General features: G+C 71.3%; 12 protein-coding genes. 5 read left to right on the top strand and 7 right to left on the bottom strand.

The annotated features are described in order from the left end of the window. The 3 genes from ACFU99_RS13685 to ACFU99_RS13675 all read right to left on the bottom strand — a co-directional run. The coding region (locus tag ACFU99_RS13685) for a hypothetical protein (protein WP_384390419.1) at positions 1–197 on the bottom strand (197 nt) is incomplete at its 3' end. 22 nt (positions 198–219) lie between these two features. Next, entirely contained in the window at positions 220–1,200 is a 981-nt protein-coding gene (locus tag ACFU99_RS13680) for an iron-siderophore ABC transporter substrate-binding protein (protein WP_384390416.1), read from the bottom strand. A gap of 63 nt (positions 1,201–1,263) precedes the next feature. Beyond that, positions 1,264–2,181, bottom strand: a complete 918-nt coding sequence (locus ACFU99_RS13675; RefSeq protein WP_384390413.1) for an ABC transporter ATP-binding protein — start codon at positions 2,179–2,181, stop codon at positions 1,264–1,266. 218 nt (positions 2,182–2,399) lie between these two features. On the opposite strand from ACFU99_RS13675, the gene ACFU99_RS13670 reads away from it, so the two are divergent. Further along, entirely contained in the window at positions 2,400–3,809 is a 1,410-nt protein-coding gene (locus tag ACFU99_RS13670; RefSeq protein ID WP_384390410.1) for an MFS transporter, read from the top strand. Further along, positions 3,806–5,089, top strand: coding sequence for an FAD-dependent monooxygenase (locus tag ACFU99_RS13665; RefSeq protein WP_384390406.1), 1,284 nt, complete (start codon positions 3,806–3,808; stop codon positions 5,087–5,089). The genes ACFU99_RS13670 and ACFU99_RS13665 overlap by 4 nt, the downstream gene beginning before the upstream one ends. Here the strand turns inward: ACFU99_RS13665 and ACFU99_RS13660 are convergent. The 4 genes from ACFU99_RS13660 to ACFU99_RS13645 form a co-directional block, all read right to left on the bottom strand. After that, the gene (locus tag ACFU99_RS13660) at positions 5,017–5,745 is read right to left on the bottom strand and encodes a response regulator (protein ID WP_384390403.1); all 729 of its coding nucleotides are present in this window, start codon (positions 5,743–5,745) and stop codon (positions 5,017–5,019) included. The two genes, ACFU99_RS13665 and ACFU99_RS13660, sit on opposite strands and share 73 nt — an antisense overlap. Next, complete coding sequence (locus ACFU99_RS13655) at positions 5,742–7,037, bottom strand: sensor histidine kinase (protein ID WP_384390400.1); 1,296 nt, start codon at positions 7,035–7,037, stop codon at positions 5,742–5,744. The genes ACFU99_RS13660 and ACFU99_RS13655 overlap by 4 nt, the downstream gene beginning before the upstream one ends. Positions 7,038–7,075: 38 nt before the next feature. Next, the gene (locus ACFU99_RS13650) at positions 7,076–7,828 is read right to left on the bottom strand and encodes an alpha/beta hydrolase (RefSeq protein WP_384390398.1); all 753 of its coding nucleotides are present in this window, start codon (positions 7,826–7,828) and stop codon (positions 7,076–7,078) included. A gap of 299 nt (positions 7,829–8,127) precedes the next feature. Then, a complete protein-coding gene (locus ACFU99_RS13645; RefSeq protein WP_384390395.1) occupies positions 8,128–8,616 on the bottom strand; it encodes a hypothetical protein in 489 nt (162 codons plus the stop codon). Positions 8,617–9,043: 427 nt separating this feature from the next. Between ACFU99_RS13645 and ACFU99_RS13640 the strand changes: the two genes are divergently transcribed. The 3 genes from ACFU99_RS13640 to acnA all read left to right on the top strand — a co-directional run bounded on the left by ACFU99_RS13640 (position 9,044) and on the right by acnA (position 13,706). After that, positions 9,044–10,276 carry an MFS transporter gene (locus ACFU99_RS13640; RefSeq protein ID WP_384390393.1) on the top strand — a complete coding sequence of 411 codons (1,233 nt, stop codon included), beginning with the start codon at positions 9,044–9,046 and terminating at the stop codon, positions 10,274–10,276. Between the two features lie 5 nt (positions 10,277–10,281). Next, positions 10,282–10,719, top strand: coding sequence for a hypothetical protein (locus ACFU99_RS13635; protein WP_384390390.1), 438 nt, complete (start codon positions 10,282–10,284; stop codon positions 10,717–10,719). A 272-nt stretch (positions 10,720–10,991) separates the two neighbouring features. Beyond that, positions 10,992–13,706, top strand: coding sequence for an aconitate hydratase AcnA (gene acnA, locus ACFU99_RS13630; protein ID WP_384390386.1), 2,715 nt, complete (start codon positions 10,992–10,994; stop codon positions 13,704–13,706). The last annotated feature ends 41 nt before the right edge of the window (positions 13,707–13,747 follow it).

Below are 13,747 nucleotides of genomic sequence, written 5' to 3'. Positions count from 1 at the left end.
GGGTCCGCCTGCCCGGTGAACGCCTTCCACACCTCGGACGGGCCGACGGCGGCGGTGCCCTGGGCGATGTCGACGACCGCTAGGACGGCGACCAGCAGGACGAGCGCGGCCGTCACCACGACCGCGCCGCCCGTCCGGGAGGCCGCGGCTGCGGTGGGGGCGGGGGGAACGGGGGGAGCGGTGGTGGTGACGGCCATGATCTCTACGCGCGCCTCGTCATCACTTCTTCAGCGCGGCGACGACGGAGTCGATGTACGACTCCATCGACGCGGTGCCGCCGAACATCCATACGCCGTCGGGCAGCCGGTGCGTCTTGCCCGCCTTCACGAACGGCAGCGACTTCCACACCGCGTTGTCGGCGAGGGCGCCGGAGAACGGCGAGCTGGTCTTGTCGTCGTCGTTGCCGATGTACCCGAACTCGGTGTCCTTGTCGAGCTTGGTCAGCCCCTCGACGTCGGTGGAGCCGAGCCCGTAGGCCGGGTCGCCCTTGACCTTCCAGGGGTTCTTCAGCCCGAGCTTGTCGTTCACCCCGCCGATCAGGGAGCCGCCGAGGTACGGGCGGATGGACACCTGGCTGCCGTTGACGTACCCGTCCGCGAAGGCGAACTTCGTGCCCTTGTGCCCGGACTTCTCCAGCGCCTGCCGGCCCTCATCGAGCTTCGCCTCGAAGCCCTTCTTCAGCTTCCCGGCCTGCTCCGTGGTGCCCGTGGCCTCGGCGATCTGGTCCAGGTTCTTTGTCATCTGCCCGATCGGGTCGGACCCGTCGGCGGACTTCAGATCCAGTACGGGGGCGATCTTCCGCAACTGCGCGAGGGCGGCCTTCGGCAGGCCGTCGGTGGCCACGATGAGATCGGGCGCGATGGCCGCCACGGTGTCCATGCTCGGCTCGCCGCGCGTGCCGATGTCCTTCGGGTCGTTCTTCAGCGGCGCGGCCTTGTCCCAGGTCTTGTACCCCTTGACGTCGGCGACGCCGGCCGGCTGGACGCCCAGCGAGACCAGGTGCTCGACGACGTTCCACTCGGTCCCGACGACCTTCTTCGCGGGCCCGTCCAGCTCCACCTTCGTGCCGGACGCGCCGGTGAGGGTGATCTTCCCGTCGGACTTCTTGGACTGGTCCGCGGCGGGCTCGGACGTGCCGCACGCGCTGAGGGTGAGCGCGGCGGCGGCTGCCGCGGCTGCGGTGAGGAGGAGTCGTCTCATGGGGTGGACTTGAGCCTTTCAGTGTGCGCGCGGGGCGCGCGTTCTGCTTGCTGTCTTACGTGCTTACGCGGTGGGGGCGCCGGCGCGGGCCGGGACTCCGTCCGGGGCGGTGTCGTCGGCCCCGGCGGTGTCGCCGTCCGCCGCCCGGCGCGTGTGGTGGCGGCCGATCGCGCGGGTGCGCAGCCGCCCCGTCAGCGGGTCGGCCGAGACCTCGATCCGGATGCCGTACGTGTCCGTGAGCCGCTCCGGGGTGAGTACGTCCTCGGGCCCGCCGTCCGCGATGACGCGGCCCTGCCCGAGCAGCACGATCCGGTCGGCGACGGCCGCGGCCTGGTCGAGGTCGTGCAGGACCACGCCGACGGCGATCCCGTGTTCGTCCGCCAGGTCCCGTATCAGGTCGAGCAGTTCCACCTGGTACCGCAGGTCGAGGTAGGTCGTCGGCTCGTCCAGCAGCAGCACGCCGGTCTCCTGGGCGAGGCAGCCCGCGAGCCATACGCGCTGGAGCTGGCCGCCGGAGAGGTGCTCGGCGCCCCGCTCGGCGAGGTCGGCGACGCCGGTCATGCCGAGCGCCCGGTCCACGGCCGCGCGCCCGCCGGGGTCGGACCGGCCCCAGCGCCCGCGGTGCGGGTACCGCCCGAACTCCACGATGTCCCGGACGGTCAGCCCGCTGGGCGTGGGCCGCCCTTGGGGCAGCAGCGCCACGCGCCGCGAGAACTCGCGCGGCGTCAGCGCGAAGCAGTCCGTTCCCTCGTCGAGCGTCAGCGCCGCGCTGCGCGCCCGCTGCAACCGCGCGGCGGTCCGCAGCAGCGTCGACTTCCCGCTGCCGTTCGGCCCGACGAGTACGGTCACCTGTCCGGGCGACAGTTCGAGGGACGCCTCGTGCACGACGTCGACACCGTCGTACGCGACGGTGACGCCCGTGGCGCGGAGGGCGTGGCCGCGGGGACGCGTGGCCTGGGGGAGTTCTTCACCGACCTTCACGGAGCAAAGGTTAGCCTAACCTAATCTTGGCTGAAAATAGCCCCCGCCCGGAGCCCGTCGCGACCTGTAGTGCGCACGCACCAGGGCATGCGCGCGCCTGGTCCGGGAGCACCAGGTGAAGACGGCTGCTGGGGACGATGCCGGGCGCGGCGCCGGAGGGAAGTGTGGGAGGCGCGCGAATCCCGCGCATTCCCCTCCCGAAATCGACGAGGACGCCTATGTCCGAAACTGTGATCTCCCCTGCCCGCATCGGCAGGCTCTCGATCGGCGCCCTCGGCGCCTTGGCGCTCGCCCTCGGCACCCTTCAGTCGGTCGTGGAGCCCGCGCTCCCGCTGCTCCAGAGCGAGTTGGGGGGCAGCCCCGGCGAAGGGGCGCTGGTCGGCAACACGTTGCTCATCACCGGGGCGGTCGCCGCGCCCATAGCGGGAAAACTCGGCGACCGCCACGGCGGACGGCGGGTGCTGGCCTGGCTGATGGCCGTGGTCTCGGCCGGCGGGCTGCTGGCCGGGCTGGCGCCGAATCTGCCGGTGCTGCTGCTCGGCCAGGTCCTGCAAGGCGTCATGGTGGGCGCGCTGCCCCTGTCCTTCATCCTCGTGCGCAAAAACCTCCCGGCAGGGCAGTCGCAGGCGGCGATCGGGGTGGTCGTCGCGCTGTTCACGGGCGGCGGCATGGTGGGTACGGCCGTCGCCGGGCCGATCGCGGAAGGGCTGTCCTGGCACTGGATGTTCGCGCTGCCGACGGCCGCGGTCATCGCGGCGACGCTCGCCGTGACCCGGCTGATGCCGCACGATCCGCCGATCCGGTCGGCCCTTCCCGGGGCACGGATCGACTGGCCCGGTGTAGTGCTGCTGAGCGGCACGCTGCTCGTGTTCATGGTCGGGCTCGTGACGGTCACGAACGGCGGCCTGCCGCCGCTCGCGGTCGGCGCCATCGCGGTGGCCGTGGCCGCCCTCGCCGCCGGATGGGTCGCCGTCGAGCGCCGGGCGGCCTCGCCGATGGTCGATCTGCGCATGCTGGCGCGGCCCGCGATGTGGCACGCGTGCGTACTCACCCTCGTCATCACCACCGGCCTCGGCATGGTGGTCTTCCTGCTCCCGCAGCTGTTCGCGCTGTCGGCCGACGGGTACGGCTTCGGGGCCGGCACCACCGACATCGGACTGTTCCTGATGCCCGGCGCCATCGCCGGGGCCGTGAGCGATTCCGTCGGCGGGGTCGCGGCGCGGCGGTTCGGCCCGCGTGCCGTGGTCGTCGCGGGCGCCGTCGTCACCGCGGCCACGATGCTCGTCCTGGCCTCCGTGCACACCGCGGCCTGGCAGCTCGCCCTCGCCAAGGTGCTGACCGCGTTCGCCGCGGGCCTCGGCACCACGGCGCTGCTCGCCGGAGCGGCCACCGCCGTCGACGCCGAGGACACCGGCATCGCCACCAGCCTGCTCGTCGTGACACGCGTGATCGGCGTCGCCCTCGGCTCCCAGATCGGCGGCGCGATCCTCGCCGCCGGGGCGGACGGGACGACCGGCAGGCCGACCGAATCGGCCTTCGTCACCGGGTTCGCCGTCACCGGCCTCATCGCCGCGCTCTCGCTGCTCGTCGTCCGCATCACCCATACGAAGAAGGGAATTCCGGCATGAACTCCACCAGCCCCACGAAGCGCAACGTTCTGATTTCCGGAGCCAGTATCGCCGGACCCGCCCTCGCGTACTGGCTGCACCGGTCGCGAGGATTCACGGTCACCGTCGTGGAGAAGGCGGGCGCGCTGCGCGCCGACGGCTACCCGATCGATATCCGCGGCACCGCGACGGAGACCGTCCGGCGCATGGGGATACTCCCGCGACTGCGGGACGCGCACATCGACTCACGCCGCATCACTTTCCTCGACGCCGACGGCGGGGCATTCGCCTCGCTCGCCCCGAGCGCCGTCGCAGGCGGAGCCGAGGGACAGGATCTCGAAGTACGCCGCGGGGATCTGGCCGCGGCTCTGTACGGACTGGTCCGCGACGACGTGGAATTCCTGTTCGGCGACTCCATCGACACTCTCGACACCCTCGACCAGTACGGGCACGGGGTCGACGTCACGTTCCACAGCGGGCGGCAGCGCACGTTCGACCTGGTCATCGGCGCCGACGGGATGCACTCGCAGACCCGGCGGTCCGTGTTCGGCCCCGAGGAGCAATTCCACCGCCACCTCAGCTACTGCTTCGCCATATTCACCATGCCGAACACCTTCGGGCTCTCCCGCGAGGTCATGCTGTGGAACGCGCCGGGGAAAGCGGCAGCCCTTTACGCGACCGGAGACGCGGGCCGTGACGCGGGCCGCGACGCGGGCAGGGGCAGCGATGAGCTCCATGCCTTTCTGACCTTCCACCGGCCGGAAGCGCCAGGCGAATCCCTCCGCGACCCCGACGCCCAGCGGGAACTCTTCGCCACGGCTTTCGCGGACGCGGGATGGGAGGTCCCCGCCATGCTCGACGCCATGCGCGCCGCGGATGACCTGTTCTGCGACACGGCCGGTCAGATCCGTATGCCCCATTGGTCCAAGGGCCGCGTGGCGCTCGTAGGCGACGCCGCATACGCACCCTCGTTCCTCACCGGACAAGGCACGAGCCTCGCGCTGGTCGGCGCCTATACGCTCGCCAATTCCCTGGCGGCACACCGGGACGAAACGGCAACAGCCTTCGCGGCCTACGAACGCGATATGCGCGAATTCGTGGCCGTGAATCAGGCGCTGGTCGACAACGGCGCGGCCACCCTCTTCCCCGCCACGGCAGAGGCGCTGGAGCGGCGCAACGCCGGGCTGCGCGGCCTCGTCACCATGCCGTCCGCGCCGGTACGCCCGGCCTACTCGGCCCTCACACTGCCCGACCCCGCCCCGTCCGTCTGCCCTGATGCCGATACCAGGCCCGTCCGGTAGGCGATGACGACGAGCTGCGCCCGGTCGCGGGCCTCCAGCTTCGTCATGGCGCGTTGGACATGGGCGCGGACGGTGAAGGGGCTGAGGAACATCCGCTCGGCGATCTCCTGATTGGACAGGCCGGTCGCGACTTGGGCCACCATCTCGCGCTCGCGCGGAGTGAGCACGGCGAGCCGTTCGGCGCGGTCCGGCGCGGCGGCGTCAGGTGTGCCGGCGGCGTCGTCCGGTGTGGCCAGGAAGCGGGCGACCAGGGAGCGGGTCGCGGCGGGGGAGAGGAGGGTGTCGCCGTCGGCGATCGTCCGTACGGCGTTCAGCAGGTCCGCGGCCCCGATGCCCTTGCCGATGAAGCCGCCGGCCCCCGCGCGCAGCGCCTGGGCGACGTATTCGTCGGTCTCGTACGTGGTGAGGATCAGGATGCGGCTGGCGCGCAGTTCCGGATCCGCGCAGATCTCCGAGGTGGCGGTGAGCCCGTCCGCCTCGGGCATCCGGATGTCCATGATCACTACATCCGGGCGCAGTTGCCGGGTGAGCCGCACCGCCTCCCTGCCGTCGGCGGCCTCGCCGACCACGGTGATGTCGTCGGCGGAGTCGAGGAGCAAACGGAAGGCGTCGCGCAGCAGCGCCTGATCGTCGGCGAGAAGCACCCGGACCGTCACGACGCGCCACCCTTTCCCTCTCCGCCGTCCGCCGGTCCGACGGCCGTCCGCGCCGTCGCCGCGTCCCTGGCGGGCGGCAGCGGCAACTCGGCGGAGACGAGGAAACCGCCCTCCGCGCGCCGGCCCGCGGAGAGGCGGCCCCCGACCGCCGTGGCGCGTTCACGCATCCCGATCAGCCCGTATCCGGGCGTACGATCCGGAGCCGACGCACTCCGCATCGTACGAGCGTCCCCTCCGCCATCCGCGACGCTGACCGTCACGAACTCCCCGCCCCAGACGAGGCGCACCCGCGCACTCCCGGTACCGGCATGTTTGGTCACGTTGGTCAGCGCCTCCTGGACGATGCGGTAAGCGGTGAGGTCCACGCCCGGCGGCAGCGGCCTGGCCGTTCCCTCCTGGCGCACCGACACCTCCAGCCCCGCGCGGCGGAAGGATTCGAGGAGGGCGGGGAGCCGGGAGAGTCCGGGCGCGGGTTCGGCGGGCGAGCCCGTAGCCGCACCCGCATCCTCGTCCGGGCCTCCGGTCCGACGCAGCAGCCCGACCGTGGCCCGCAGTTCGTCGAGCGCGCTGCCGGTGGTCTCGACGAGTTGACGCAGGCTTGTGCGGGTCTGCTCCGGGCGGGCGTCGAAGAAGTGCACGGCGACCGTGGCCTGCGCGTTCGCCAGGGTGATCTGGTGGGCCACGAGGTCGTGGAGCTCGCGGGCGATACGTATCCGCTCCTCGGCGACCCTCCGCTGCGCCTCGCCCTCCCGGCTTTCCTCGGCCCGCCGGGCCCGCTCCTCCATGGCCGCCAGGTAGGCCCGCCGGTTCCGCACCGAGTTGCCGAGTACGCCCGCCATCAGCGGGAACGCCGCCACCGCCGCCATCCTGCTCGCGTCCTGCCACGAAAGAGCGTCGAAGAAGGGGGTGGCGGCGACCAGCAGCGTCGCGGAGGCGAGCGCCACCGCGCGTACCGCGCCCCGCCATTCGGTGCGTACGGCGAGCGAATAGGCGGTGATCACGGCGGGCGCCGCGAGGGGCGGGCTCAGCAGCAGACCGGCCGGCGGCGCCAGCAGCCCGCCCGCGGTCGTGACGGCCATGGCCGCCAGGGGAGCCCGGTGCCGTATGGGCAGAACGGCGCAGGTCGCCACGGCGAGGAGGTAGGCGGCGGCAGGCGGCGCTCCCAGCGCGGCGCCGTCGCTCCGTACCGCTCCGGCGAGCACGCACAGCACGAACGCCGTCGCCGTGACCGCTGCCTCGCGCCATAACGCACCATATGGTCGCGGGCCCCCGCCCCCTGTATTCGCCGGCACACGGCCAGAATACGAGGGGGCGGGGGCCCACCGTCCGCCTACCGCGTCAGGTGCCGGGCGAAGAACTGCGCGGCGGCGTCCCCCGCGTGCTGGGGAACGCCGGTATGTCCGCCCATGTTGGCGTTCAGGGTCTTCTCCTCGGAGCCGAAGGCGTCGAAGAGATCCAGGGCCGCCTGCCGGTCGTTGCCTTCGTCGTCCCACTGCAACAGGACGTGCAGCGGAATGGTGACCCGGCGGGCCTCCTCCACTATGGCGCGGGGGATGAAACTCCCGGCGAACAGCACGGCGGCCGAGACGCGCGGCTCGACCACCGCCAGCCGGACCCCGATGGAGATCACCCCTCCCGAGTAGCCGACCGGGCCGCCGATCCCGGGCAGCGCGAGGAGCGCGTCCAGGGCGGCCTGCCATTCCGGGACCGCCTGGTCGACCAGGGGGAGGATGAGGGCGTCGATGATCTCGTCGCCGACCGGCTCACCGGCCTCCAGCGCCCGGCGCATGTCGGCGAGGGCCCGCTCGGCGGCGGGGCTACGGGGCCGGTCGCCGCTTCCGGGCAGTTCGATGGCGGCCGTGGCGAAGCCGTTCGCCGCGGAGTGCCGGGCCCGCGCCACCAGCCGGGGGTACGCCTTGCGCAGCCCGAGGGGAGGGGGACTGAGCAGGATCAGCGGTGCCGGTTCAGCCGCGGGGGCGGGCGTCCACAGGATGCCGGGGATCTCGCCGAGGACGAATTCGCGCTCAAGGACCTCAAGGACAAGGACACCGTCGTCGAGGCGTTGCTCGGAGGTGAATCGCATGGTCGTGCCTTTCGGGAGGCTCTCAGACGGCGCTCCCGGACGACCTATCGCCCGACCGTGACCCCGGAGGGGAGCACCCATGCCGATACTGCGTTCACGGGTACCACCTCCTCGTTCTCTCGCACGGCCTCCGGAAAATTAGCAGTGACCGCCGCGGCCCGCCAACGGGTTTTCGCGGCGGCCCCGAATCCCCTGCCGCGGCGAAGGCAAGAGCCGAGAGCGAGGACGGACAGCGAAGCGCCCGCCCTCGCCCAGTGCCGTGCCCGGTGTCGTCCCCGACATCGGGCACGGCGTCGTGGTCAGCAGAGGACCATCACGGTGGCCCGGACGAACGCGTCGTCGCGGAAGCCCTCCAGGAGCGGTCCGAACGCAGCGGCGGCGGTCCTCGGAGCGGGGGCCGGAGCGCTGACGTGGACCTCACGTTCGGTTTCCAGAGTGGCCTTCACCTGCTCGCCGGGACAGTGCACTCCCCGGTTGGCGACGAGGACCTCGGTGATCTGGGTGACCAGCCCCGGTACGTCCTTCTCGGGCCAGCTGGAGACGGTCCCTTCGGCGTCGTCGAGGTTGAAGCGCTCGAAGACGCGTGCCTCGGAGCGGTTGTCGCCCTGGATCATGAGCATGTAGACCCGGCGGCCGACGAGTTCGTCGGGCAGGCCGACGAGATTCGCCATCACCGTCTCGGGCGATCCCATGAACGCGTGCGACTGGCAGTCCCACGCCGCGGCCTTGCACGCCTTGGCCGTTGTCTCGGACACGGGCTGGGAGGCCCTCATGGACTCGGTCGTCATGGCACGTACCCCCTGGTTTTCGGATGGCCGCCCGACGGCGGCCAGGTCGATCACGGATCAGGCCAATCGCGAAACGGCGGGGGTCGGGACCGGAATCCGGCCTTCGGGGAACCGAAGCGCGACCTTCGGAGAATCGAAGTGCGATCTTCGGAGCCAACCGAAGTACGGCCTTCGGAGAACCGGAATACGGCCTCCGAGGAGCCGGGATACGGCCCTCGGCGAGTCGGCCGCCCGCGACTGGCGCGGTGGGACGTTCTCGGGTCGTTCGTGACGCTACCACCGCGCTCTCCCGGCGTCGTCGGTCCGTGCTACCCGCAGCTTCCCGGAGCCTTCCGGAGCTTCCCGGAGTTCCCGGAACTTCCCGGATTCACGGCTTGCCGGTAGCGTCCGACCGGCGTCAGGCAACCACTGCGTGGGGGTGGCCCGTATGGCAGTCATCGCTCGGTACGGGTCGGCGCTCTCCCACCCCGGCATCGCCCGCGTGGTGACGGCCGCTTTCGTCTGCCGCATGTTGTCCGGCATGGTCAGCCTGGCGCTGCTGCTCGTCGCCGAGGACGCGAGCGGAAGCTACGCCAACGCCGGCGCGGTATCCGGCGCCTACGCCGTCGCCCTCGCCTTCACGTCCCCGGTGTGGGGGCGGATCGCGGACCGGCGCGGTTCCCGTACCGCCCTGGCCTGGGCGGTCTGCCTGCAAACGCTGTTCTTCGGCCTGTTCGCGGTGCTGGTCGCCGCCTCCGTCTGGCCGGGCCTGCTCATTCCCGCCGCCTTCTGCGCCGGGGCGGCGACCCCGCCCGCGGCGGCGGTCTCCAATGCCGTGTACATGGCGGTGGTGTCGGACGAGGACGACCGCAAGACCCTGTTCGCCCTCTGCGGGCTGCTGACCGAGAGCGTCTTCGTCTGCGGGCCGCTGCTGGTGGCGGCCATCGTGGCCGTACTGCCCGTGCTGTACGCCGTCGTGGTCACGGCGGCCGTCTCCTTCGTCGGGGTGTGGTGGCTGCGGGCCGCACCGGCCGTACGACAGGTGGACCGGGAGCGTCCGCCGCTCGCCGGACCGGGGCTGCGCCTCGACTGGAACCGGCGGCAGGCGCATATCCAGCTCGTGGTGGCCGCGGCGGCCTTCGCGATCGGCGGGGTGCAGGTGACGGTGACCGCCCACGCCGGAGAGCTCGGTACGAGCGCCGGACTGTTCGTCGCCGCGCTGGCCTGCGGCGGTGTCCTGGGCAGCTTCCTCTACGGCGGCTTTCGCCTGCCCGGCACCGGCCCCGTCCAGCTCTCCGCCGCACTGGGCCTGTACGGGGTGTGCATCCTGGCCCTGGGGCTGGGCCCGGCCACGCTGCTCACCGTGGCCCTGCTCGTGGTCATCGGTTTCGTCAACGGTCCGGCCGACGCCATCGAGACCGTGCTGGTCGGCGAGTACGCGTCCGCCGCCACCCGCGCCCAGGCGTTCGCGTTCCTGGTCGCCTCCAACTGGGTGGGGTTCGCGGCCGGCAGCTTCGTCACCGGCGTGGTCGTCCAGCACGCCTCTACAACGGCGGGCGCGCTGACGGCGGGCGCGGCGGCGCTGTTCGCCGCCGCGTCCATGGCGCTGCCGGGGGAAAGCCGAAGACCGCGGAAAGGCCGAAGCGGAGAGGGACGAGGAGAGGGACGAGGAGAGGGATGATGAAGATGACCGGCACAGATCCCGTCGGCGCGGCGGATGGCGCGCCCGACGCCGAGTTCCACTTCTTCTCGGGCTCCCCGGACGTCTTGGCCCAGCGCTTGTTCGCCCTGCCGCGCGACATCGTGCGACGCCGGCTGTGGGCCCTGCTGCTGCAAGGTCCGCACAGCGCGCGCATCCAGGTCCAGGAGCGCGACACTCCGGACTCCGCCGAGGGCCGGGTGCGCTCGTGGGCAGGCGAGGACCTGGGTGACCTCCCCGCCCGCGTGGTCGGCCTGCTGCCGACGGCCTCGTACGGCGAACTGCGCGCGGCCCTCTTCGGCCACGGCGTCTACACCGACCTGGGGGCCGTCCCCTGCCCGCCCAGCCCGCGCGGCGCGTTCAGCCACCCGCTCAAGCTGCATGCGGGCGAACCCGTGGTACGGGCGTACGTCCTCGGCGTGTAGCGGTCGGCTCCCGGGCGAGGTCCCTCACCGGGCTCGGAGGGAGGCGGGGCGGGCGGGCAGCCGGGCAGCCGCATGACCCGGTGGCGGGCAGCGCATGACCCGGCGGGAGCGATGTATTAGAGTTATCTCGACATCGAGATATCTGCCGAGAGGCGTACCGCTGCCGCGCCAGTAAGGCATGCCTAACTTAGGTTGACCTTAGCGGATCGGCAAGGTCCTGTGACGGCAGGATGGCGGTAGTACGCGCGAATTCATGCATGAAGGAGACTGTCGTGTCGGCGAACAGCTTCGACGCCCGCACCACGCTGCGCGTGGGCGACGAGTCGTACGAGATCTTCAAGCTGGACAAGGTCGAGGGCGCCGCGCGCCTTCCCTACAGCCTGAAAGTGCTGCTGGAGAACCTCCTCCGCACCGAGGACGGCGCGAACATCACCGCCGACCACATCCGCGCGCTGGGCAACTGGGACCCGAACGCCCAGCCCAGCCAGGAGATCCAGTTCACGCCGGCCCGTGTGATCATGCAGGACTTCACCGGCGTGCCCTGCGTCGTGGACCTCGCCACCATGCGCGAGGCCGTCAAGGAGCTGGGCGGCGACCCGGCGCGCATCAACCCGCTCGCCCCGGCCGAGCTGGTCATCGACCACTCCGTGATCGCCGACAAGTTCGGCACGAAGGACGCCTTCGGCCAGAACGTCGAGCTGGAGTACGGCCGCAACCGGGAGCGCTACCAGTTCCTGCGCTGGGGTCAGACCGCGTTCGACGAGTTCAAGGTCGTCCCGCCCGGCACCGGCATCGTCCACCAGGTCAACATCGAGCACCTGGCCCGTACGGTCATGGTGCGAGGCGGCCAGGCGTACCCCGACACCCTCGTCGGCACCGACTCGCACACCACCATGGTCAACGGCCTCGGCGTGCTCGGCTGGGGCGTCGGCGGCATCGAGGCCGAGGCCGCGATGCTCGGCCAGCCGGTCTCCATGCTCATCCCGCGTGTCGTCGGCTTCAAGCTGACCGGCGAGCTGAAGCCGGGCACCACCGCCACCGACCTCGTCCTCACGATCACCGAGATGCTGCGCAAGCACGGCGTCGTCGGCAAGTTCGTCGAGTTCTACGGCGAGGGCGTGGCGGCCACGAGCCTCGCCAACCGCGCCACCATCGGCAACATGTCGCCGGAGTTCGGCTCCACCGCCGCGATCTTCCCGATCGACGGCGAGACCCTGAACTACCTCAAGCTCACCGGCCGCTCCGAGCAGCAGGTCGCGCTCGTCGAGGCGTACGCCAAGGAGCAGGGCCTGTGGCTGGACCCGGCCGCCGAGCCGGACTTCTCCGAGAAGCTGGAGCTGGACCTCGCCACGGTCGTCCCCTCCATCGCCGGCCCCAAGCGCCCGCAGGACCGTATCGTCCTCGCGAACGCCGCCGAGCAGTTCAAGAGCGACGTGATGAACTACGTCTCCACCGCCGACGAGGCGGGCAAGGAGTCCTTCCCCGCCTCCGACGCCCCGGCCGCCTCGAACGGCACCCCGTCGAACCCGGTCACCGTGACCGCCCCCGACGGCACGACGTACGAGCTCGACCACGGCGCGGTGACGGTCGCGGCCATCACCTCCTGCACCAACACCTCGAACCCGTACGTGATGGTCGCCGCCGCGCTCGTCGCGAAGAAGGCCGTCGAGAAGGGCCTGACCCGCAAGCCGTGGGTCAAGACCACCCTCGCCCCGGGCTCCAAGGTCGTCACCGACTACTTCGACAAGGCGGGCCTGACCCCCTACCTCGACAAGGTCGGCTTCAACCTCGTCGGCTACGGCTGCACCACCTGCATCGGCAACTCCGGCCCGCTGCCGGACGAGGTCTCCAAGGCCGTCAACGACCACGACCTGGCCGTGACCTCGGTGCTCTCCGGCAACCGCAACTTCGAGGGCCGGATCAACCCCGACGTCAAGATGAACTACCTGGCGTCCCCGCCGCTGGTCGTCGCCTACGCCCTCGCGGGCTCCATGAAGGTGGACATCACCACCGAGGCGCTGGGCGTCGACCAGGACGGCAACCCGGTCCACCTCAAGGACATCTGGCCCACCGAGGCCGAGGTCAACGACGTCGTGGCCAACTCCATCGGCGAGGACATGTTCAACAAGTCCTACTCCGACGTCTTCGCGGGCGACGCCCAGTGGCAGGCCCTGCCGATCCCGACCGGCAACACCTTCGAGTGGGACTCCGAGTCCACCTACGTCCGTAAGCCCCCGTACTTCGAGGGCATGCAGATGGAGCCGGCCCCGGTCTCCGACGTCTCGGGCGCCCGCGTCCTCGCCAAGCTGGGCGACTCGGTCACCACCGACCACATCTCCCCGGCCGGTGCGATCAAGGCCGACACCCCGGCGGGCAAGTACCTGACCGAGCACGGTGTCGAGCGCCGCGACTTCAACAGCTACGGCTCGCGGCGCGGCAACCACGAGATCATGATCCGTGGCACCTTCGCCAACATCCGCCTGCGCAACCAGATCGCGCCGGGCACCGAGGGCGGCTTCACCCGCGACTTCACCCAGGACGGCGGGCCGGTCTCCTACATCTACGACGCCTCCCGCAACTACATCGAGCAGGGCACCCCGCTCGTCGTGCTCGCGGGCAAGGAGTACGGTTCCGGCTCGTCCCGCGACTGGGCCGCCAAGGGCACCGCGCTCCTCGGCGTCAAGGCCGTCATCGCCGAGTCGTACGAGCGCATCCACCGCTCGAACCTCATCGGCATGGGCGTCCTCCCCCTCCAGTACCCGGAGGGCCAGAACGCCGAGTCCCTCGGCCTGACCGGTGAGGAGACCTTCTCCGTCTCCGGCGTCACCGAGCTGAACAACGGCACCACGCCGCGTACGGTCAAGGTCGTCACCGACTCCGGCGTGGAGTTCGACGCGGTCGTCCGCATCGACACCCCCGGCGAGGCGGACTACTACCGCAACGGCGGCATCCTCCAGTACGTGCTGCGGTCGCTGATCAGCGAGTAAGCATCCGCGTACGCGCTTCGTACGCACGCAGGGCCGCACTC

The sequence above is a fragment of the Streptomyces sp. NPDC057654 genome (assembly GCF_042800135.1).
Lineage (GTDB): Bacteria > Actinomycetota > Actinomycetes > Streptomycetales > Streptomycetaceae > Streptomyces.
Note: the sequence above shows the minus strand (reverse complement) of the source record. Positions and strands in the feature narration are given on the sequence as shown.

What these genes read in the sequence shown, in the direction of transcription:
- ACFU99_RS13635 (WP_384390390.1), top strand. Translation starts at nt 10,282, where the DNA reads ATGACCGGCACAGATCCCGTCGGCGCGGCGGATGGCGCGCCCGACGCC.
- ACFU99_RS13640 (WP_384390393.1), top strand. Translation starts at nt 9,044, where the DNA reads ATGGCAGTCATCGCTCGGTACGGGTCGGCGCTCTCCCACCCCGGCATC.
- ACFU99_RS13650 (WP_384390398.1), bottom strand. Translation starts at nt 7,828, where the DNA reads ATGCGATTCACCTCCGAGCAACGCCTCGACGACGGTGTCCTTGTCCTT.
- ACFU99_RS13680 (WP_384390416.1), bottom strand. Translation starts at nt 1,200, where the DNA reads ATGAGACGACTCCTCCTCACCGCAGCCGCGGCAGCCGCCGCCGCGCTC.
- ACFU99_RS13665 (WP_384390406.1), top strand. Translation starts at nt 3,806, where the DNA reads ATGAACTCCACCAGCCCCACGAAGCGCAACGTTCTGATTTCCGGAGCC.
- ACFU99_RS13645 (WP_384390395.1), bottom strand. Translation starts at nt 8,616, where the DNA reads ATGACGACCGAGTCCATGAGGGCCTCCCAGCCCGTGTCCGAGACAACG.
- ACFU99_RS13670 (WP_384390410.1), top strand. Translation starts at nt 2,400, where the DNA reads ATGTCCGAAACTGTGATCTCCCCTGCCCGCATCGGCAGGCTCTCGATC.